Here is a 20,990-nt window from a genome sequence, read left to right on the forward strand (position 1 = left end):
TTCGGCAATACGTGGGTTTGGCCGGGAAGATGATACGTTAAGTGGCGAACGTCGCGAAGTCTTAATACTTAATACTCCAATCTTAATACTTAATACTCAATACTCCAATCTTAATACTTAATACTCAATACTTCAATCTTAATACTCAATACTCCAATCTTAATACTTCAATCTTAATACTAAAAACTACCGTTTCACGAATGGATTGCGCTATCGCGCCATCCATCAAAGCTCCGCTTTGATAATAGCATAAAAAGAAAAAAACGCTCAAGCAAAGCTTGGCGTTTTTTTCTTTTTATGCTATTCATTCGTGACCTCGACTGGATTCAAACCAGTAACCTTCTGAGCCGTAATCAGATGCGCTATTCAGTTGCGCCACGAGGCCTTGTTGAAAACTGTTGTAAGTAAAATCACAACTGTTTTGCGGGTGCAAAGATAGTGTAAAAGTAGACTTAGACAAGAAAAAAGCAAAGAAAAATTATACGATTAATCTAACGACCTAATTGTCACATAATAACGATAGCCAAATAAAAGCTTTTGCCAAGGCTTTAATCGCATGACATTAACTCCCGAACGAGTAAAACTCGGTAACAACACTTTATTCAGGCGTGCTAGAATCTTGAAAAATCGCTTTCTCATTTAACTTGAATTTCAAAAACTTTATCCCAGTACTTTCCTGTCACAAATAAGGTTTTGGTCGATTTTCGATAGGCGATGCCGTTCAAAACTTCTGGCGCCGGATTTCCGCCTTTCACCTTCGAACGTAGCGCGCTCAAATCCAATATACCTTCCACAACACCCGATTCCGGATTAATGATGGCAATAGCATCTTTTTGCCAAACGTTTCCGTAAATTTTACCTTCTACCCACTCCAACTCATTAACTTGCTTGATTTTTTCGCTACCCAAATACACGTTCACGTAACCAACCATTTTTTGGGTATTCGGATCCATTTTCCAAATTTTTTCAGTCCCATCGCTGTGGTAAATGTAACTTCCGTCGTTAGTCATACCCCACCCTTCTATCTGTTTGTCGTACGTAAACTCTTTGATTAATTTCCAAGAATTCGCATCATAAATAAAACCTTTGCCCTCTTCCCACGTGAGCTGAAAAATCTGATTATTGATTACCGTTATCCCTTCGCCAAAATACTGCGAATCAAGCGTCAAGCTCTTCAAAATCTTACCTGTTTTATAATCGGTTTTGAGCAACTTGCTTTGCCCGCGTAATCCAGTTCCCTCAAGAAGTGTATCTCTAAAAAACTCGAAGCCTTCCGTAAACGAACTTATGTCGTGCGGATACGTGTTTAAAATAGTATAGCTGTATACTTTCGGAGTAACATCGGTTACTAATTCTACACGATCTGAAACAGAAATATCAGCACCATCAACAGTTACCGCAACTCGTAAATCTATATACCCCAATTTTGTTTCCTCAATTTTTGCTTTCACAGAATTCGCTGTACCCGTTGCAACCAACTTTTCGTTTAAAAACAACTTAACTGCAGAGATTTTATCGGCATACTCGCTCGAAACTTCAACAATTAATTCTTTTCCCGACAAATATTTCTTATCGGCACTGTTAAATCGCAGTTCAAAATCTGCCGGTTTAGGCGAATTACACGCAATTATTGCAAACAGCAAAAAAAAGATACATCCAAAAACACGACCTTGCAATCTGATTTTCATATATATAGCATTTAAGTGTAGCCGAAACCTCTCGTGCATCTCGGCGTATCGTTTGCGAAAATACAAAATGAACGTATATTTGCGGCGGCAAGTCCTACGCGACCAGCTCCTGCAGACTCCCCCAGGATGGGAACATAGCAAGGGTAAGCGGTTGAGCGGTGCGATGTAGGGAGCTTGCCTTTTTTTATGCGCTAAAATCAACGATCACTCAACCGAAATCAAATATCTTAGCAGCGCATTTTTTCCCGAAATAAAGATGGAATCTCAGAAAAAAGTCATTCTAGTAACCGGCGCCTCCTCAGGAATCGGATTAGCTATAGCCGAGTATTTAGCTCAAAACGGACACCGCGTTTACGGAACAAGTCGGTCGGTAAAAACAAATCCGCTTTTTACTTTTCTTGAAATGGACGTTCGCGATGAATCTTCTGTTAAAACAGCTGTTCAGACGGTAATCGAACGAGAAAATCGAATCGATGTGGTGGTAAATAATGCCGGCGTAGGAATTACCGGGCCTTTAGAAGAAACTCCGTTAGCCGAAGCCAAGAATCATTTCGACACCAATTTTTTCGGAGCCATTTCGGTTATGCAAGCTGTACTTCCGCAATTGCGTAAACAGCAATCGGGGCTCATTATTAACGTAACTTCAATAGCTGGATATATGGGATTGCCCTTTCGGGGAATTTACTCGGCGGGAAAAGCAGCTCTCGAAGTACTAACGGAAGCCGTACGACTCGAAACGGCACAATTCAATATCAAGATTTGCAATGTGGCTCCAGGCGATTTTGCCACAAATATTGCCGATCGCAGGTATCACGCTCCCGTCATTGAAAACTCGGCCTATGCAAAAACGTATGGCGCAACACTAAACGAAATAAACAGCCATGTACACTCAGGTTCGGATCCGATAGAAATGGCTCAAGCAATCGAGAAAATTATAAACACACCGGAACCAAAAATTCACTACAAAGTTGGTTTATTCATGCAAAAATTCTCGATTGTTTTAAAGCGAATACTACCCGATTTGACCTACGAAAAAATGTTGCGCAGACATTTTAAGTTATAATCCGACGAAAGATTACCTTTGCAGCGATTTTTAAACACACAACTATGAAGTTTTTTATTGATACCGCTAATCTCGATCAAATTAAAGAAGCACAAGCTTTAGGTGTTCTCGACGGAGTAACCACCAATCCAAGCCTTATGGCAAAAGAAGGAATTACTGGCAAAAACAACATATTAAAACACTACGTTGATATTTGTAACTTGGTGGATGGCGATGTTAGTGCCGAAGTAATTGCAACCGATTATGAAGGCATGATTCGCGAAGGTGAAGAACTAGCCGATTTACACGAGCAAATTGTTGTAAAGCTGCCTATGACTAAAGAAGGTGTCATGGCAACAAAATATTTCGCAGATCGCGGTATAAAAACCAATGTAACACTCGTTTTTTCGGCAGGCCAGGCTTTATTAGCGGCTAAAGCAGGTGCAACTTACGTTTCGCCATTTATTGGTCGATTAGACGATGTAAGTACCGACGGTTTGGCGCTCATCGAAGAGATTAGAGCCATTTACGACAACTATGAGTACGAAACGCAAATTCTTGCCGCTTCGGTTCGTCATACCATGCATATTGTAAATTGTGCTAAAATTGGCGCTGATGTAATGACCGGACCACTTTCGGCAATTGCTGGACTATTGAAACACCCACTTACCGACATTGGATTAGCGCAGTTTTTAGCCGATTACAAAAAAGGAAACGAATAAAAAAAGCTGTCGGTTGACAGCTTTTTTTTACATTTTAGATTCAAATGCCACGTCAAACAAACTCACAAAGGCATTGGCAATGTTACCTCGGCTGTCGGTGATTATAGTTCGGTGGATTTTGTTAATGACCCATTTCTTGCGAAGATCTTCAAAGTCGGCTGCGCGGTATTCTGAAATGGTTCCAAACTTAAAATTCGCTAAGGTTTTGGTCCACTTCTGTTGATTTTTATCCACATTAATGGCAATAAACTTGTAATCCGGATGCTTCTTCTGGAAGTCTTGAATTCGTTTGTGCGCGGCAATCAAATGACTTTGCAAACTTTCGCTCCAAAAGAAAATAACTGTTTTTTCTGTTACAATGTCGTCTGAATTAAACGTTTTCCCTGAAGCATCAAGCAACTGCACCGAAGGCAAACGCTTTCCAGCGGTTAGCTGCTGAATGGCATTACCCATTTGTCTGATCTCAGATTGCTTTGATTTATCTGTAGAAACTCGATAATACGTATCTAAGAACCGCTTGTTATTAGAAATATTTTGATCTTCCAACATATACATAAAAGCAATGTTGTTTAAAATCGAATTTTTAATGGTCTCGTTCTTAAACAAGGTATCGGCAACTTTTATCTTGTGGATGTTTATTTCGAGAGATTGATCGCGCAAATCATCAGCGTCGTGTGCTGAAGACATTGCGACATTGTTCAACATAAAATTCAGGTAACTGATAAACGGCGCATAGCCAATTAAATCGGTATCGTTAAAATTTACATTTTCTCGATGCTCGTAATAATCTTTTGGCAGGTCGTTTAAGATTTTGTGACCGGTACGCATTTGGTGAACGATCGGATACACTTCCTTTTTACTAAAGTGATTGTAATCGATCATAGCACGCGCAAACTTATCGAAGCCGTCCGACCATTTTATTTCTTTTTTCTTCTTGCTGTAAAAATCTTGCTTCAGCACGTTTAATGAGTCAATTTTCGCACTGAAAAGCTTGTAATCAGTGTCGAAGTAATCGAAAAGTACGTCTTTGTCGCGTTCGTTCTTGAGGTACAAATCCATTAAAACGTTGTTCTTTTGAGCGCCTCGCCCGGAATAAACGATAGACTCGTCAAAATCTTCCGGATTGATACGTACCAAAATCGAGTCGTTTTTATCGAAATATACGTACTGGTATTCAGGTTCGTATTTAAACGTATATAAGCCTTCTGGTAGCGAATCGAACTTCACGAAAAAACGATTATTAGCATCTAATTTGATGGTATCAATCACCTTGTCGTTCTTACAAAACAAAACGTATTCACCTGTGGTTTTGGTTACTAGACCTCCGAAATAAGCTGTGTGGTTATCTTTATCGAAGTCCGATTTACAACTGCAACATAAAACTGCGCAAATACTAGCTGCGAGTTGCAGGCGGTATTTGCTAAAAAAATGTATGAATCCCAAACTCATGAAACAAAAATAGCCGTACAACCTAAACTCAATTGTTAATGCTCCGTTAAATAACAACACTTTACCATATTGCTCGTACTTGTCGAAACCGTTTATAAACACTACTTTTGCAGCCAATTTTTTCGACTATGCTTACAGTAAACAACTTATCGGTACAATTTGGCAAACGTATTCTCTTCGACGAGGTTAACACAACCTTTACGCACGGAAATATTTACGGAGTCATTGGTGCAAATGGTGCAGGAAAATCGACGTTTTTGAAAATTTTAAGCGGAAAAATGGATCCGACCTCCGGACACGTTTCGCTAGAACCCGGAAAACGTATGTCGGTTTTAAACCAAAACCACAATATGTTCGACGAGCATACTGTTTTGGAAACGGTACTTATGGGTAATCATGTGTTGTTTGCCGTAAAGAAAGAAATGGATGAGTTGTATCTCGATTATAATGATGCAAATGCCGATCGTATTGGCGAACTTCAGGTGCAATTTGAAGAAATGAACGGTTGGAACGCCGATTCAGATGCGGCTGCACTCTTATCGAATTTGGGTATTGGTGAAGAATTTCACTACACGCCTATGGCCGATATGGATGGTAAACTGAAAGTACGTGTACTTTTAGCACAAGCGCTTTTTGGAAATCCAGACGTGTTAATTATGGATGAGCCAACAAACGACCTAGATTTTGAAACGATTCAATGGCTTGAAAACTTCTTGGCAAACTACGAAAACACGGTAATTGTTGTTTCGCACGACCGTCACTTTTTAGACGCAGTTTGTACGCATATTTCGGATATTGACTTTGGAAAAATAAACCACTATTCGGGCAACTATACCTTTTGGTACGAATCATCGCAATTAGCGGCAAAGCAGCGCGCGCAACAGAACAAGAAAGCCGAAGAAAAGAAAGCTGAATTAGAGGAATTCATTCGTCGTTTTAGCGCCAACGTAGCAAAATCGAAACAAGCTACATCTCGTAAAAAGATGATTAGCAAATTGAATATCTCGGAAATCAAGCCTTCGAGCAGACGTTACCCGGCAATTATTTTTGATCAGGAGCGCGAGGCGGGAGATCAGATTTTGAACATCAAAGGTTTGTCGGCTAGTTTAGATGGCGAAGTTTTGTTTCAGAACGTGGATTTAAACATGGCAAAAGGCGATAAAATAATAGTGTTTTCAAAAGATTCGCGCGCTACCTCAGCTTTTTACGAAATCATCAACAGTAATATGAAAGCCGATGCGGGAACTTTTGAATGGGGTGTTACAACCAACCAAGCGTATTTACCGCTCGATAATCACGCGTTTTTTGACAACGATTATACCTTGGTAGATTGGTTACGTCAGTACGCAAAAACCGAAGAAGAACGCGACGAAGTTTATATAAGAGGTTTTCTTGGGAAAATGATTTTCTCGGGAGAGGAAGCTTTGAAAACAGCTCGTGTTTTATCGGGTGGTGAAAAAGTACGTTGTATGATTTCGCGTATGATGATGGAACGCGCTAATGTGCTCATGCTCGACGAACCCACGAATCACCTTGACTTGGAATCGATTACAGCGTTCAACAATTCGTTAAAGAACTTTAAAGGCTCGGTTTTGCTAACTACGCACGATCACGAGTTTGCGCAAACTGTAGGTAACCGCATGTTGGAACTTACACCAAACGGTGCGATCGACCGCTACATGCTATTCGACGACTATTTAGACGATCCGAAAGTACAGGAACTTCGCGCGAAGATGTATTCGTAATAGAAATTCTCAGTTTTTATTTGGTGACCTTAACATTGTCGATAAATCATCGTATTTATTGCTTTTTTTAGGTAAGTAACGGAGTTTTATTCGAAACGTGTTTCACGTATCGTTGCGCACTCTTTTCCGCAACACCGATGGGAGCGATATCCTTTTGCCGAAGGTACGAAGGCAAAAGATACAGCGGACAGCGGGACGGCGAGGAGGAATCGACGACGCCGGGTTGCCCTAACAATTACAACACACTCTTCAGCAAGAAAACAAAGAAAGTAGATCCCTGATTTTCGGAACTGCTTACCGTGACAAAACCGTTGTGGTTGTCGACAATTTTCTTGACAATAGCCAGGCCAATACCCGTTCCGGAATACGCAGAAGCCGGATGCAACCGCTGAAACAAATCGAAAATTTTATCTTTAAAAGCTTCATTAAAACCAATTCCGTTATCGGAAACTGATATTTGATAGTACTCGGCTGCCTGCGGACTAAAGCCAAAAGCCGACACTTCTTTAGCCGTAACCACGCGGTTTTGCACCGTAATAAACGGCTTCACATGAGGAGCAACATATTTCATGGCATTCGAAAATATGTTGACCAACAGCTGCGGAAACTGCTTTACAATCACTTCAATTTCAGGCGTTCCACTCACAACAATGGTTGTTCCTGTGCTTTCGATTTCCTCCTGATTTTGCGTTTGAATTCTGGCAACTAAATCGAAGAAATCGACTTTCTCAGCTTTAAACTGCTCGGCATTTAACCGCGAATACGACAATAAGTCTTGGATTAAATCCTGCATGCGTTTAGCGGCGTCTTGTGCACGAAGCAAATAGTACTTGGTTTGTTCGGTTACTTCACTCGAATCTTGATTGACCACGCGCGACAAAAACGTTTGGATTTTACGCAGCGGCTCTTGCAAATCGTGCGACGAAATGTAATTAAACGACTCCAACTCTTTATTCATGTTTTTGAGTTCGATGTTTCGATCGGCAAGTTCTTGGTTGCGATGTGCCAAATCCTGCTGAAATGCGTTAGATCGGGCCAATTCTCGGGTAATTCCCAGATAAGAAAACACTACAATAACAATACTAAAAATACTTAAAATTGCAGTTAGCAACGGTGCAAGTGTTGACTCTTGCGACAACAAGGCTTGTCGTTTTTTGAGTAAAATAATTTCCTCGTTAATGATTTCTTTGTTTAATGCACGAATTTCCTCCATGATAGAACGTGCGACCAACCAACGTTTTGGAGATATTTTAGTCGAATCGGCATCGCGCATAATCGCATCCATAAAACGAATTCGACGATCGATGTTTTGCTTGAGTTTAAGCATGCGCTGCTGCTGTTCAAAATTATCGCTAATTAACGCCGTGCACTCGTCGTATGCCGTTAAGGTGGCTTTCACCGCTTGAGCATATTGTTGCTTAAATACAGATTCTCGGCTAAGAACATACGCGCGTTGCGAAGATTCGGCATCTTTCAAATGAGAAAACAAATCGTTTACCTGAAACATGACGCTGTTGGTATGACTCACCAAACGAGATGCGTTGGCCATGTTGCCGGATCGCACGAAAGAAATCACCGACAACGATACCAATAAGGCAGCAGCTAAAATGAAAATATATTTTATGTGCTTGAGGTGCTTTTGCTGCATGTTGGGCGAATTTCAGCGAAGCTACAAAGTTTAACCGAATACCGATTTACAAGATTTTCAGGTTTATTCTGGAAGTGATGCTTTAGCAAAGATTAAAAACTAAGGTGAAATTTGTTGGAAATGTAGCCTATTTATAATTGCACAGCGGCGTATAATTTTTACCTTTGACCAACACAACAAAAGAGTGAAATGAGCCACAAGTTGCTACTCAACGGCAAAGAAATAGAAGTGATTCTGAATCGCTTAGCCTGCCAGCTTCTTGAAAAACACGGCGATTTTTCCAACACCGTTTTAATAGGTATTCAGCCGCGAGGAGCTTTTCTTGCTGAACGAATTTCTGCCTTACTGCAAAACGAGTATCAGGTAAAAAACCTGAAAACAGGTTTGTTGGATATCACCTTTTTTCGAGATGATTTCAGACGTCATAACAAAAGTTTGGAAGCCAATCAAACGCAAATTGATTTTTTAGTCGAAGACAAGAAGGTTGTTTTTATTGACGATGTATTGTTTACTGGGCGCAGTATTCGAGCGGCACTTACCGCGATACAAAGCTTTGGCCGACCGGCAGTTATCGAACTTTTGGTTTTAATCGACCGCCGTTTTAGTCGCGACTTACCAATTCAACCCGATTACCGCGGCCGACAAGTTGATGCCATTAACAACGAACGTGTTATCGTTTCCTGGGGAAGCGATTCTACTGAAAATGCTGTTTACTTAAAACGAACCCAAACTGAATTATGAGCACCCTGAGCGTTGATCACTTACTGGGCATCAAATACTTGCAACCGCAAGACATCGCGCTGATTTTTCAAACAGCCGATCAATTCAAAGAAGTAATCAATCGGCCAATTAAAAAAGTGCCGTCGTTGCGCGATATCACTGTCGCAAACATCTTTTTTGAAAACTCCACACGAACAAAACTCTCGTTTGAGTTGGCACAAAAACGCCTTTCGGCCGATGTTATTAGTTTCTCTGCCGCGCAATCTTCAGTAAAGAAAGGAGAAACTTTACTCGATACCGTCAATAATATCTTGGCGATGAAGGTCGATATGGTCGTTATGCGACACTCTTATGCCGGAGCAGCACATTTTCTGGCAAAACACGTTAACGCGCGTATCATTAATGCCGGCGACGGTGCCCACGAACACCCAACACAAGGCTTACTCGACAGTTACAGCATTCGCGAAAAACTCGGCGAAGTTGGTGGAAAAAAAGTTGTTATTGTGGGAGATATTTTGCACTCACGTGTAGCGTTATCGAACATTTTTGCACTCAAAATGCTTGGCGCAGAAGTGAAAGTATGCGGACCTTCGTCGTTGATTCCTAAATTTATAGAAAGTCTGGGAGTTACGGTTGAGACCGACTTGAGAAAAGCCTTGGAATGGTGCGATGTTGCCAACATGTTACGCGTACAAAACGAGCGTATGGATTTCAGTTACTTTCCGAACAGCCGAGAGTATGCCATGCGTTACGGAATCAACAAAGAATTGTTGGAATCGCTTTCCAAAGAAATTGTCATAATGCATCCCGGACCAATTAATCGCGGCGTGGAAATCACTTCGGAAGTCGCTGATTCCGGACAGTCAATCATTTTGAATCAAGTAGAAAACGGCGTTGCGATCCGTATGGCAGTTATTTACTTATTAGCCGAGAAAATTCGCTAAAAAATCGTATTTTGCTGCTTAGAATTCAGTAGTCATGAAAGTAGAAGCACACGGACATACCAACATTTTAAAAGACACGCAAGGCGATCTTACCGCTTTTATCATGAAGGTGTCGCACGAACACAAATCGTTTTCCGACAAAAATTTAGTTGTGGATTTATCCGCACATCAATCGCTCACCAAAAAACACCTAATCGAATTCACACCGCTTTGCCGCATGCATTCCAAAGGGAAAAAGTCGTTTGTCATTGTTTGTGAAAACGTAAACTTTACCGAAATGCCGAAAGAATTGGTCGTAGTTCCTACCCGACAAGAAGCGCTAGACCTTATTGAAATGGACGAAATAGAGCGCGATTTAGGATTTTAACAAACAATACATTGAATTTAACCATATTAGGTTGTTACGCAGCAACTCCACGAACGTTCTCTAATCCGACTTCTCAGGTTTTAGAAATCCGCGAACGTGTTTTTTTAATCGATTGCGCCGAAGGAACGCAAGTTGCTCTAAGAAAGAACAAAATTAAATTCGGAAAAATCAATCACATTTTTATATCGCATTTACACGGCGATCATTTTTATGGACTAATCGGATTGATTTCATCGTTTGCCTTACTCAATCGAACCACCGAACTACACGTTTACGGTCCAGAAGGCATTAAAGAAGTGATTTTACTTCAGCTCAAACTCGCCAAGGCGTACACGCAATATCCGCTGCACTTTCACGAACTTAGGTCGACGGAGCCGGAAATCATCTTCGAAGATGAAAAAGTTCGTGTTTCAACAATTCCGTTACAACACCGAGTGTATACCAACGGATTTCTATTTGAAGAAAAACAACGCGAACGGAAACTAAACGCCGACGCTTTGCGCGAATTTAAAGTAGATGCCAGCCAAATGCACAATTTAAAAGCGGGCAAAGATTACGTTACAGAAACCGGAAGCATTATTCCAAATCGGGATCTCACGCTCGATCCACGACGAAGTTTGCGTTACGCGTATTGTTCGGATACACAATATTTTGAAGAACTCGCTACAATGATTCAGGATGTCGACGTACTGTATCACGAATCCACATTTCTTCAAACTGAAATACACCTTTGCGAACGCACCAAACACGCTACTGCCGCACAAGCTGCCAAGATAGCTAAATTGGCTGGAGTTCGAAAACTAATCCTCGGGCACTACTCAACACGTTACGACGGCATCGAACTTTTCAAAACAGAAGCCGAAGCTATTTTTCCCGATGTTCATTTAGCCGACGACGGCAAAAACTTTAACTTTGAAGCAGATTTTAATTTGTAATCATGGCCGATTTAAGCGAGTTTAGAAAAGTTTACGACAAAGGTTTTCTTGTGGAAACTGATTTACCTCATTCTCCTTTCGATTTATTTGAAAACTGGTTTAAAGCTGCAGCAGAAAGCGGTACTTACGAAGCCAATGCCATGACACTTGCTACAGCAACTGCAAACGGTTATCCGCGAGCGCGTGTTGTTTTATTGAAGAGTTACGACGAAAATGGGTTTGTATTCTTTACGAATTACGAATCGGCAAAAGGGCGTGCTTTAGCCGAAAATCCGCAAGTGTGTTTGGCGTTTTTTTGGGAAGAGCAAGAACGTCAGGTAATTATTGAAGGCGTTGCAGAAAAAACGAGTCGCGAGGTAACACATACGTATTTTCAATCGCGTCCGCGTGAGAGCCAACTCGGTGCATGGGCGTCGCCACAAAGTTCGGAAGCCACCCGAGAAGAACTGATTCAGAAATTAGAACAGCTCAACGAAATGTATCCCAACGAAATTCCAACACCCGAACATTGGGGCGGATATGTGGTAAAACCAACAAAAATTGAATTCTGGCAAGGTCGCCCGAGCCGACTCCACGATCGTATTGTTTTTGAGAACGAAAACGGCAGCTGGAAACGCTATCGCGTGGCGCCCTAGCACTTTCGTTTTGAGAATTTTACACTAGATCGATGAAAATCCACAGCGAATTTTAATCTTTCTTAACGCTCATCCCTACTCGATTTCATATCTTTAGCCGACAGCTTAAAGAGATGAGAAAACTGTATTTATTGCGGCATGCGAAAAGTAGCTACGAAGACGGACTGCCTGATTTTGAACGGCGTTTAGCTCCTCGTGGAATTGCCGATATTAAAGCCTTGAGCCCACATTTGTTCCGCATACTTCCCGACGATCTTACCATGTATTGCAGTTTGGCGAAACGAACCCAACAAACCTTGCAATACTATTTGGATTACGCCGATATGAAGTGGACAAACGTGAACTACAAAAACAGTTTGTACACTTTTAATGGCCGCGATCTCGAGAAAGTTATCCGCAGTTTTAACGACGACGGTAACGATGCCTTGGTAGTAGGACACAACGAAGCCCTAACCGAATTCGTTCAGAAATTCGATTCCAACTTCACCGAACATCTTCCAACTTCAGGCTTTCTCGAATTAGAGCTCGACAAAGACTCTTGGGCTGAATTCACCAAAGTAAAAGTGACCTTAAAATTGTTTCCAAAAGATATCCGATGAACGACGTACAAAACCGATACATCGACCGCGAAAAAAGCTGGTTGGCCTTTAACGCACGCGTACTACAAGAAGCTGGAGATCCGAACGTTCCCCTACTCGACCGGCTCCGATTTTTAGGTATTTTTTCCAACAATCTCGACGAATTTTTTAGAGTGCGCTACGCCGCCATCCGACGTTTGAGCTTGTCCGGAAAAACAGGGCAAAAAATTCTAGGTGGCGTTACTGCAAAAGATTTACTAAAAGAAATTACAGCGATTGTTATTCAACAGCAGTCGGAAAGCTTGCGTATTCTTGATATCATCGAGAAAGAACTCGAAAAAGAAGGCATCTTCATGCTCAACGAAACGCAGCTCTCGCAAAGCCAACAAATCTTTATTCACGATTTTTTCATTCAAAAAGTTGCCCCGGCACTGGTTACCGTAATCTTAAACGATCTCGCCGAATTTCCGATTCTTAAAGACACTAGCGGCTACTTAGCCGTAAAACTCGTAATGAAAGTACGTGGAAAAAGTATCCTCGGCATCGTAACCGGAAAACCCGAAGTACGCTACGCCATTATCGAAATTCCCAAAACCATCAACCGTTTTGTGGTATTGCCTTCCGAAGATAACAAGCAATACATCATCATGCTCGACGATGTAATTCGCTATAATTTACACCACATTTTCAATATTTTCGATTACGAACGCGTTTCGGCTCACATGATTAAAATCACACGCGATGCGCAGCTCGAAATCGACTCCGACATGAGTAAAAGTATGATGGAGAAAATTGCACTCGGCGTGAAAGACCGCCGTATTGGCGAGCCCGTACGTTTTGTGTACGATCAATCCATCGAAAAAGATACGCTGAAATTCTTTCTCGAGAAAATGCACATCGACTCAGAAGACAGCGTAATTCCAGGCGGACGCTACCACAACCGCCGAGATTATATGGATTTCCCGAATTTAGGTCGCTACGACTTACTTTACAAACCCATGCCCGGACTTCCCATTCCCGGTTTGAGTCTCGAAGGCAGTATTCTCGAACAAATCAGCCAACGCGATTACCTGCTTAACGCACCGTATCAAACATTTTCGTACGTTATAAAATTCCTTCGTGAAGCCGCACTCGATCCGAAAGTAACCTGCATCAAAATTACTTTGTACCGACTCGCAAAAAATTCGCAAGTCATTTCCTCGCTCATCAACGCAGCGCGCAACGGAAAACGCGTCGTAGTACAAATTGAGTTGCAAGCGCGCTTCGATGAGGCAAGTAATATTTCGTATGCCGAGCAAATGCAAACCGAAGGCATCGAACTCATTTTCGGAATTCAAGGTTTAAAAGTGCATTCAAAAATTTGCATGATCGAACGCATCGAACACGGCAAATTGCGTCGCTACGGCTTAATTTCTACCGGAAATTTCAACGAGAGCACCGCCAAAATTTATACAGATGTAACCTTGTTCACCGCACATCAACAAATTTTAAAAGACGTTTCGAAAATTTTCGAGTTTTTTCACGTGAATTATCGTTTGTATCGCTACAAACACCTCATAGTTTCGCCTCACCACACACGTTCGCGCTTCAACAAACACATCGACCGCGAAATCATGTATGCGCGTTTGGGTCGGCCCGCTTTCATTAAATTGAAAATGAACAGCTTATCCGATCCAAAAATGATTGATAAATTGTACGATGCAAGTCGCGCAGGCGTAAAAATTCAACTTTTAGTACGTGGAATTTGCAGTTTAGTTCCAGGCGTGAAAGGCATGAGCGAAAACATTGAAGCCATTAGCATTGTCGATAACTTTCTGGAGCACAGCCGCGTATACATTTTCTGTAACGACATGAATCAGGAAGTTTACATTTCGTCGGCCGATTTCATGACGCGAAACCTCGACATGCGTGTCGAAGTGAGTTGCCCGATTTACGACCAACAAGTTAAAGAAGAACTTATTGCGAGCTTCGATGTAGGTTGGAAAGGAAACGTAAAAGCGCGTTTACATGCCGAAAATCTCGCCAACAAATACCGTCCGCGCGGTACAAACCCTATGTTCCGAGCACAATTCGAAACCTATAAATATTACGAATGTCTGTTAGAATCCAATAATCATTTTTAAACCAGTCGGATGATTCATGTAAAACAATACGCTGCGATCGACGTAGGATCAAATGCCATGCGCTTGCTCATTGCCAACATCGTAGAAGAACACGGTAAGGAAACGCAATTCAGTAAATCATCGTTGGTGCGTGTGCCCATCCGACTCGGACAGGAAGCCTTTACCGTGGGCGAGATCTCCGAAGAAAACATCGATCGAATGGTCGATGCCATGAAAGCCTACAAGCTCCTTATGAAAGTGCACCGCGTCGAAAAATACAAGGCATTCGCCACCTCGGCCATGCGCGAAGCTTATAACGGCTCGGAAATAGTTGAAATTATTAAAAAGAAAGCCGACATCAAACTCGAAATCATCGATGGAAAAAAGGAAGCAGCCATCATCGCATCGACCGATTTGCACTTCCTACTTAAAACCGATCGCGCATTTTTGTATGTCGACGTAGGCGGCGGAAGCACCGAATTTTCGCTTTTTTCAGACGGTAAAATGGTCGCTTCAAAATCGTTTAAAGTGGGAACGGTGCGCTTAATCAACAACATGGTTTCAGAAATCGTTTGGCAAGAAGTCGAAAAATGGATTAAGACACATACAGCTGATTTAGAGCAAGTTTCGTTAATTGGATCCGGCGGAAACATCAATAAATTGTTTAAGATGTCGGGCAAAACGCAAGAAAAGCCACTCTCCTACTTTTACCTCAACGCGCAAATGACAGAACTGAGCGCTTTAACATACGAGCAAAGAATTTACGAAAAAGGCTTAAATCCAGATCGCGCCGACGTAATTTTACCCGCCTTGAAAGTGTATCTAAATGCCATGAAATGGAGCGGCGCACGCAGTATTTACGTACCCAAAATTGGTCTCGCCGACGGCATCGTAAAAGCCATGTACTACGGAAGAATCTAGTTGAATAGTTTTTTTTGGGCAGCAATTCCCGCTTTCCATTGCAATACAACCTAGCGTTGTCGGTTTCGGCTGTCTTTGCAACAGCTTCCGTTGGTCGCTGCTGCAAAAACGCCTGCACACGCCACCGCCGCGGCCGTATTTCCATTGCAATCGGGGCTGCGGAAATCGTTACCGAAAATTGTGCGCTTGGTAAACGTGTTATTTTTCCTTCCGTATTCATACCTTTGCACTCGCTATGCAAAAGACTGTAAACATTCAAAACAAAAGAGCCCGTTTCGATTTCGAACTTATCGAAACCTACTCGGCAGGAATTGTCTTAACCGGAACCGAAATCAAATCGATTCGAGCCGGAAAAGCCACCATTACCGAAAGCTTTTGCGAATTTCACAACAACGAACTTTTTCTAATCAATTCGTACATTGAAGAATATACGTTCGGAAATCAATTTAACCACAAATCGCGCTCCGAACGCAAACTTCTGCTGCAAAAGCGCGAACTCCGTAGCTTATACAAAAGTGTGCAAACCAAAGGATTAACTATTGTTCCTTTACGCTTGTTCACCAACGAAAAAGGTCTGGCAAAACTCGATATTGCATTGGCACGAGGTAAAAAGACCTACGACAAGCGCGAAACTTTAAAAGCTTCGGATACCAAACGCGACTTAGATCGCATCAAAAAAGCTTTCAATTCCTGAGGATTTTTCGATAAAAACGCACTCCCTCCCATTCATAGGAAAGCACGTAATAACCCGCAGGGATTCCGCTAAAATCAACCGATTGTACGACAGCGTTCTTGCTGTCAAACAAGCATTTTCCGTCTAATCCAAAAATAGAAACAGCGGAAACCAAACGATCAAAATGCAACCAATCGTGCACCGGATTTGGAGCTAAGCCAATTTCAACATCAGCAACAACTTCCGGTTGCGCCAAAAAGCACTGCGGATTCACGGCACTAGTAACCGCTATACTGCCATTCACAACACGCCAATTAAACCACGTTCCACCCGAGCCCGAATTCCAATCGTTCAAATTAAAGGTGTGCATACCGTTTTGCGTGCCCGGAACGCGATAAACCTTTAAAGCTTCTCCGTTTCTATTCCACGTAAGTGCGGTATTTGCCGTACATATTTCCGGAACAAATTCTTCTGTACAATTCGGTTGTACAAAAAAGGCGTACTCCTCGTAATTCGGAAAATCTCCAAAAACACGAGCTATTCCGTTTTCATCGATACAAACCGAAACGTATTCGTTCGAGGCGATACCAAACTTTCGTTCCTGATTTTCCGATACCAATCGCGCTAAAAAAGTGGCTAAACGTCCGCGGCGATCCGGATTATCAAAATGCGTATCGGTAATCGTATTCGCTAAAATCGGAATCTGTAAAAAATCGTTCGAACCAATAGTAACATTCGGATGAAACGGATTCGAGGTCGCCTGCGCACTCGTAACCGAACCGTTTTGCGCTGAAAAATAATGTGCGCCTAAAATAGCCATGCCCGCGCTCGTGCCACCAATCGGAGCATTTTTTTCGTTGATGTGCGCATTTAAAAGCGTTTCCAACGCATTGTCTTTAAAAAACGAAACGTAATTAAATTGGTCGCCACCAGCAATCCAAATTAATTCTGCCTGAGCAACTTTATTCAACACATACGGATTCGTAGCGCCTGCAACACTCGTAATGACAAGTGTTTCCACCGAGTTAACGTTCACACCCAAATCCGAATAAAAATAATCGTTATACCCGTCAGAACCCGAACTTCGCAACACCACCACATCGCCACCATTAGCGCGTTGTAATAACCAAGTCATGGCGTTGTCGTTTTCCGTAGCTCCACCCATCAAGCAATAACCCGCAAGCGGAACCGTTGTCACGTTTGTCGAATTACCAGTAAAGTAACTGGTGTAACCTTGTGCGCACACTTTAACACCAATAAACACAAACAACAGCCACTTTTTCATCAGGATTTATTTTCTAGCAGTGGAACAAAACGGAAATTCCCAAATTCGTGCTTCTCAAATCGCAATTCGGTTTGTCGAATATACAAGGTCATAATTTGATCGTTTACTCCAACGGGGATTACCAACCGGCCACCAATTTTTAATTGCGACAGCAAGGCATTCGGAACCACGGGAGCACCCGCAGTTACTATAATTTTATCGAAAGGAGCAAACGTGGGTAAGCCTTTATACCCATCGCCAAACGATAAATGTTTCGGCCGAATATTCAACTTAGGCAACAACAAAGACGTTTGCTTAAACAAATCGACCTGCCGCTCTACCGAATACACTTTTGCACCCATGGCGCACAAAACGGCGGTTTGATATCCGGAACCGGTACCGATTTCTAAAATCTTCTCTTCAGGTTTTACCTGCAACAACTGCGACTGGAACGCAACGGTGTAGGGTTGCGAAATCGTTTGTCCGGCCGCAATCGGAAAGGCTTTATCCTCGTAAGCAAAGTCTTCAAAACTCGAATTCAAAAAAAGATGTCGCGGAATCTTCAACATCGCCTCCAAAACTGTCTCGTCCGAAATTCCTTTAGTTCGAAGCAGTTCAATAAGTTGACGGCGTTTTCCTAAATGCTTAAGCGAATCGTTCACAGCTTTTGTTTGTTTTTGGTAAATGTAGAAAACCTAACGGCTATTTGAAAATAATATCAAACTACTGTTTTTCAATAATTCGCAAAAAAGCAATTCTTCTAAAACAATGTTTATCAATACATTAATCTTAAAAATCCGCAAATCGAAAAATTATTCACAGTTCGAAATCGAAGCTTATTGCAATACGTTCAGCAAAATAGCGCATAAACATCTGAATCCATTTCTAACCGCTGTTAAAAATATCATATCGTATCTCGCTGCTTAATCAATTGGCTGAATATTCGTAAATTTGGCAATCATTTACAGCCCGACATACTTGCGCTATTTTATTTCATTTTCCTATTTCGGTAAGAACTACCACGGTTGGCAAATCCAGCCAAAATCGCCTTCGGTACAAGCCGAACTTACGCGCGCACTCGAAACATTGCTTCGAACCGAGATAAGCTTAACCGGCGCCGGCCGGACCGATACTGGAGTGCACGCCAAACAAATGTTTGCCCACTTCGATTTCCCTACTGCAATTCCAGTGGCAGAGCTGTGTTATAAAGTAAATTCCCTCCTAAGCGATTCCATTGCCGTTCACGATATTTTCGAAGTTCATCCGCGAGCGCACGCCCGTTTCGATGCGTTGTCGAGAACGTACGAGTATCACATACACACCAGTAAAAATCCGTTTTTAACCGATTTTAGTTTCTTTTTGAAGCGCATGCCAAAATTAGAGCTCATGAATGAGGCGGCAGCACTTCTTTTGCAACACACCGATTTTCAGTGCTTTTCAAAAACGAAAACCGAAGTTAATAACTTTAATTGTGCGATCACCAAAGCCGTTTGGAAGCAAAATGGCGACAAGCTTGTATTCGAAATCACGGCAAATCGATTTTTGCGGAATATGGTTCGAGCAATCACCGGAACCTTACTCGATTTGGGATTTGAGCGACTGACACTAGCCGACTTCCAGCGTATTCTCGACTCGAAAAACAGAAGCGAAGCCGGTACTTCGGTACCCGCACATGGTTTGTATCTTACAGAAGTTGCTTACAACTTTGCGGAACTACAACCTACATCACACCTAAAAACTACAGCTACAAATGAAAGCTAAAGCCTTTGATACCAATGTATTCAAGCGGATTATGGTGTACACCAAGCCGTATAAATTTCGCTTTAACGGCGTTATTGTCTGGGCGTTATTGCTCTCGTTGTTTGCTGCCTTACGCCCGTATTTACTTAAAGAAACCGTAGATAATTACATACAATCAAAAGACGAAAGCGGCTTAGCTTTTTACTTGGGATTAATGGCCGTGGTTTTACTGCTCGAAGTTGCAGCGCAATTTTACTTTGTGTATTGGGCAAACTGGCTCGGACAGGATATCGTAAAAGACATTCGCGAAAAACTATTTAAACACTTACTCGGTTTTCGAATGAAATACTTCGACAACGCGCCTGTCGGACAATTAGTTACACGAACCGTTTCCGATATCGAAGCCATCGCAAAAATATTTAGCCAAGGTTTGTTCATGATTATGAGCGATTTGTCGAAAATGATCGTCGTTCTCATCTTTATGTTTTTTATGAACTGGCAACTCACGCTGATCGTTTTTGTGGCGATGCCGATTTTGGTTTGGGTAACGCGAATTTTCCAAAAGAAAATGCAAGTAACCTTTGAAGTTGTTCGAACGCAAATAGCCGCTTTAAACACCTTCGTACAAGAACGTGTTACGGGCATGAAAATCGTTCAATTATTCACCCGCGAGCAAATCGAAGCAGAGAAATTCAGTGAAATAAACGACAAACACAACAAAGCGTGGATAAAAACGGTTTGGTATAACTCGATTTTCTTCCCGATAGCCGACATCATTTCATCGTTAACACTTGGCGCAGTGGTCGTATACGGCGGACAACGCATGCTGGGCGGCGATCAGTTCACGACCTTCGGCGATTTGTCTTCATACACCATGTTTATTGGGATGTTGTTCAATCCGTTGCGTCAGATTGCTGATAAATTCAACGAGATGCAAATGGGTATGATTGCCGCCAATCGCGTGTTTGATATTCTAGATACTTCTGATGAAATTCAAGATGTTGGAACGATTCAGGCGCAACCTTTTGCCGGCAATATTACATTTGAAAACGTACAATTCAGCTATGTTGCAAACGAACCCGTAATTCGCGATTTGAATTTGGAAGTTCAAAGCGGACAAACAGTGGCCATCGTTGGTTCAACCGGCGCAGGAAAATCGACTATCATAAACTTATTGAATCGCTTTTACGAACTCGATTCCGGTAAGATAACCATCGACAACCACAATATTAACGACTATACCATCGAATCGCTGCGCAAACAAATTGCTGTAGTCTTGCAAGATGTTTTCCTATTTGCCGATTCACTGTACAACAACATTACGTTATTTAACGACGACATCAGTCGCGAGCGGGTTTTGCAAGCTGCGGAACAAATTGGTGTAGCCGATTTTATCGCGTCTTTACCTGGCGGATTAGATTATAATGTGAAAGAACGCGGTGTAATGCTCTCCTCTGGTCAGCGGCAACTTATTGCTTTCCTGCGTGCTTACGTTTCTAACCCAAGCATCTTAATTCTAGACGAAGCCACTTCTAGCATTGATACCTACTCGGAAGAATTAATACAACGCGCGACCGAGAAAATTACCAAAGATCGTACATCGATTGTTATCGCACACCGTTTAGCAACTATAGTAAATGCCGATATTATAGTAGTCATGCACAAAGGCAAGGTGGTAGAATCGGGAACGCACAGCGAATTACTGCTGCGTGAAAACGGATTTTACAAAAATCTATACGATGCACAATTTGATGTACAGAGCGCGTAAAACGAATTCGAAAATCACAATAAATCATTACTTTCGCATCAGCAAAAAA

General features: G+C 42.0%; 19 protein-coding genes, 1 tRNA gene and 1 other RNA gene. 15 read left to right on the forward strand and 6 right to left on the reverse strand.

The genetic code is table 11. The features are described from left to right. Positions 1-311: 311 nt before the first annotated feature. Both CHX27_RS13905 and CHX27_RS13915 read right to left on the reverse strand, forming a co-directional pair. Positions 312-385: transfer RNA gene (locus CHX27_RS13905), tRNA-Arg, on the reverse strand. A 250-nt stretch (positions 386-635) separates the two neighbouring features. Then, positions 636-1,688 (reverse strand): glutaminyl-peptide cyclotransferase, encoded by a 1,053-nt coding sequence (locus tag CHX27_RS13915; protein WP_094487367.1) that lies wholly within the window; start codon positions 1,686-1,688, stop codon positions 636-638. 85 nt (positions 1,689-1,773) lie between these two features. Here CHX27_RS13915 and ffs point away from each other — a divergent pair. The 3 genes from ffs (at position 1,774) to fsa (ending at position 3,452) form a co-directional block, all read left to right on the forward strand. Continuing rightward, positions 1,774-1,871: signal recognition particle sRNA small type (ffs, locus tag CHX27_RS13920), an RNA gene on the forward strand. Between the two features lie 73 nt (positions 1,872-1,944). Beyond that, positions 1,945-2,751 carry an SDR family oxidoreductase gene (locus CHX27_RS13925; protein WP_094487368.1) on the forward strand — a complete coding sequence of 269 codons (807 nt, stop codon included), beginning with the start codon at positions 1,945-1,947 and terminating at the stop codon, positions 2,749-2,751. A 44-nt stretch (positions 2,752-2,795) separates the two neighbouring features. Further along, the gene (fsa, locus tag CHX27_RS13930; RefSeq protein ID WP_094487369.1) at positions 2,796-3,452 is read left to right on the forward strand and encodes a fructose-6-phosphate aldolase; all 657 of its coding nucleotides are present in this window, start codon (positions 2,796-2,798) and stop codon (positions 3,450-3,452) included. Between the two features lie 27 nt (positions 3,453-3,479). Here fsa and CHX27_RS13935 read toward each other — a convergent pair whose 3' ends face one another. Then, positions 3,480-5,018 carry a TlpA family protein disulfide reductase gene (locus CHX27_RS13935; RefSeq protein ID WP_094487370.1) on the reverse strand — a complete coding sequence of 513 codons (1,539 nt, stop codon included), beginning with the start codon at positions 5,016-5,018 and terminating at the stop codon, positions 3,480-3,482. An 11-nt stretch (positions 5,019-5,029) separates the two neighbouring features. Between CHX27_RS13935 and CHX27_RS13940 the strand changes: the two genes are divergently transcribed. Next, entirely contained in the window at positions 5,030-6,646 is a 1,617-nt protein-coding gene (locus tag CHX27_RS13940) for an ABC-F family ATP-binding cassette domain-containing protein (RefSeq protein WP_094487371.1), read from the forward strand. A 235-nt stretch (positions 6,647-6,881) separates the two neighbouring features. Here CHX27_RS13940 and CHX27_RS13945 read toward each other — a convergent pair whose 3' ends face one another. Continuing rightward, positions 6,882-8,294 (reverse strand): sensor histidine kinase, encoded by a 1,413-nt coding sequence (locus CHX27_RS13945; RefSeq protein ID WP_094487372.1) that lies wholly within the window; start codon positions 8,292-8,294, stop codon positions 6,882-6,884. Positions 8,295-8,483: 189 nt separating this feature from the next. On the opposite strand from CHX27_RS13945, the gene pyrR reads away from it, so the two are divergent. From pyrR to smpB, 9 genes are all read left to right on the forward strand, one after another. After that, positions 8,484-9,035 (forward strand): bifunctional pyr operon transcriptional regulator/uracil phosphoribosyltransferase PyrR, encoded by a 552-nt coding sequence (gene pyrR / locus CHX27_RS13950; protein ID WP_094487373.1) that lies wholly within the window; start codon positions 8,484-8,486, stop codon positions 9,033-9,035. Continuing rightward, positions 9,032-9,958 carry an aspartate carbamoyltransferase catalytic subunit gene (locus tag CHX27_RS13955; protein WP_094487374.1) on the forward strand — a complete coding sequence of 309 codons (927 nt, stop codon included), beginning with the start codon at positions 9,032-9,034 and terminating at the stop codon, positions 9,956-9,958. The genes pyrR and CHX27_RS13955 overlap by 4 nt, the downstream gene beginning before the upstream one ends. 34 nt (positions 9,959-9,992) lie before the next feature. After that, a complete protein-coding gene (locus CHX27_RS13960; RefSeq protein ID WP_094487375.1) occupies positions 9,993-10,325 on the forward strand; it encodes a ribonuclease Z in 333 nt (110 codons plus the stop codon). A gap of 11 nt (positions 10,326-10,336) precedes the next feature. Then, positions 10,337-11,260, forward strand: coding sequence for a ribonuclease Z (locus tag CHX27_RS13965; RefSeq protein ID WP_094487376.1), 924 nt, complete (start codon positions 10,337-10,339; stop codon positions 11,258-11,260). Positions 11,261-11,262: 2 nt separating this feature from the next. Next, positions 11,263-11,895, forward strand: coding sequence for a pyridoxamine 5'-phosphate oxidase (gene pdxH, locus CHX27_RS13970; RefSeq protein WP_094487377.1), 633 nt, complete (start codon positions 11,263-11,265; stop codon positions 11,893-11,895). Between the two features lie 113 nt (positions 11,896-12,008). Next, entirely contained in the window at positions 12,009-12,494 is a 486-nt protein-coding gene (locus CHX27_RS13975) for a SixA phosphatase family protein (RefSeq protein WP_094487378.1), read from the forward strand. Further along, positions 12,491-14,596, forward strand: coding sequence for a polyphosphate kinase 1 (gene ppk1, locus CHX27_RS13980; RefSeq protein ID WP_094487379.1), 2,106 nt, complete (start codon positions 12,491-12,493; stop codon positions 14,594-14,596). Before CHX27_RS13975 ends, ppk1 begins: the two co-directional genes overlap by 4 nt. Before the next feature lie 9 nt (positions 14,597-14,605). Next, positions 14,606-15,496 carry a Ppx/GppA phosphatase family protein gene (locus tag CHX27_RS13985; RefSeq protein ID WP_094487380.1) on the forward strand — a complete coding sequence of 297 codons (891 nt, stop codon included), beginning with the start codon at positions 14,606-14,608 and terminating at the stop codon, positions 15,494-15,496. 235 nt (positions 15,497-15,731) lie between these two features. Continuing rightward, the gene (smpB, locus tag CHX27_RS13995) at positions 15,732-16,190 is read left to right on the forward strand and encodes an SsrA-binding protein SmpB (protein ID WP_094487382.1); all 459 of its coding nucleotides are present in this window, start codon (positions 15,732-15,734) and stop codon (positions 16,188-16,190) included. Here smpB and CHX27_RS14000 read toward each other — a convergent pair. Together CHX27_RS14000 and CHX27_RS14005 are read right to left on the reverse strand one after the other, a co-directional pair. Further along, positions 16,180-17,454 (reverse strand): Type 1 glutamine amidotransferase-like domain-containing protein, encoded by a 1,275-nt coding sequence (locus CHX27_RS14000; protein ID WP_094487383.1) that lies wholly within the window; start codon positions 17,452-17,454, stop codon positions 16,180-16,182. The two genes, smpB and CHX27_RS14000, sit on opposite strands and share 11 nt — an antisense overlap. Continuing rightward, complete coding sequence (locus CHX27_RS14005; protein ID WP_094487384.1) at positions 17,454-18,095, reverse strand: protein-L-isoaspartate(D-aspartate) O-methyltransferase; 642 nt, start codon at positions 18,093-18,095, stop codon at positions 17,454-17,456. The genes CHX27_RS14000 and CHX27_RS14005 overlap by 1 nt, the downstream gene beginning before the upstream one ends. Positions 18,096-18,384: 289 nt before the next feature. Between CHX27_RS14005 and truA the strand changes: the two genes are divergently transcribed. Together truA and CHX27_RS14015 are read left to right on the forward strand one after the other, a co-directional pair. Continuing rightward, complete coding sequence (gene truA, locus CHX27_RS14010; RefSeq protein ID WP_394335707.1) at positions 18,385-19,194, forward strand: tRNA pseudouridine(38-40) synthase TruA; 810 nt, start codon at positions 18,385-18,387, stop codon at positions 19,192-19,194. Then, positions 19,184-20,941 (forward strand): ABC transporter ATP-binding protein, encoded by a 1,758-nt coding sequence (locus tag CHX27_RS14015; RefSeq protein WP_094487386.1) that lies wholly within the window; start codon positions 19,184-19,186, stop codon positions 20,939-20,941. Before truA ends, CHX27_RS14015 begins: the two co-directional genes overlap by 11 nt. Positions 20,942-20,990: the final 49 nt, after the last annotated feature.

Source organism: Flavobacterium aurantiibacter (assembly GCF_002251775.1).
In the GTDB taxonomy this organism is placed as follows: Bacteria; Bacteroidota; Bacteroidia; order Flavobacteriales; family Flavobacteriaceae; genus Flavobacterium; species Flavobacterium aurantiibacter.

Coding starts and splice junctions, on each gene's coding strand:
- CHX27_RS13915 (WP_094487367.1), bottom strand. CDS start 1,688: ATGAAAATCAGATTGCAAGGTCGTGTTTTTGGATGTATCTTTTTTTTG.
- CHX27_RS13925 (WP_094487368.1), top strand. CDS start 1,945: ATGGAATCTCAGAAAAAAGTCATTCTAGTAACCGGCGCCTCCTCAGGA.
- fsa (WP_094487369.1), top strand. CDS start 2,796: ATGAAGTTTTTTATTGATACCGCTAATCTCGATCAAATTAAAGAAGCA.
- CHX27_RS13940 (WP_094487371.1), top strand. CDS start 5,030: ATGCTTACAGTAAACAACTTATCGGTACAATTTGGCAAACGTATTCTC.
- CHX27_RS13945 (WP_094487372.1), bottom strand. CDS start 8,294: ATGCAGCAAAAGCACCTCAAGCACATAAAATATATTTTCATTTTAGCT.
- pyrR (WP_094487373.1), top strand. CDS start 8,484: ATGAGCCACAAGTTGCTACTCAACGGCAAAGAAATAGAAGTGATTCTG.
- CHX27_RS13955 (WP_094487374.1), top strand. CDS start 9,032: ATGAGCACCCTGAGCGTTGATCACTTACTGGGCATCAAATACTTGCAA.
- CHX27_RS13960 (WP_094487375.1), top strand. CDS start 9,993: ATGAAAGTAGAAGCACACGGACATACCAACATTTTAAAAGACACGCAA.
- pdxH (WP_094487377.1), top strand. CDS start 11,263: ATGGCCGATTTAAGCGAGTTTAGAAAAGTTTACGACAAAGGTTTTCTT.
- CHX27_RS13975 (WP_094487378.1), top strand. CDS start 12,009: ATGAGAAAACTGTATTTATTGCGGCATGCGAAAAGTAGCTACGAAGAC.
- ppk1 (WP_094487379.1), top strand. CDS start 12,491: ATGAACGACGTACAAAACCGATACATCGACCGCGAAAAAAGCTGGTTG.
- CHX27_RS13985 (WP_094487380.1), top strand. CDS start 14,606: ATGATTCATGTAAAACAATACGCTGCGATCGACGTAGGATCAAATGCC.
- smpB (WP_094487382.1), top strand. CDS start 15,732: ATGCAAAAGACTGTAAACATTCAAAACAAAAGAGCCCGTTTCGATTTC.
- CHX27_RS14000 (WP_094487383.1), bottom strand. CDS start 17,454: ATGAAAAAGTGGCTGTTGTTTGTGTTTATTGGTGTTAAAGTGTGCGCA.
- CHX27_RS14015 (WP_094487386.1), top strand. CDS start 19,184: ATGAAAGCTAAAGCCTTTGATACCAATGTATTCAAGCGGATTATGGTG.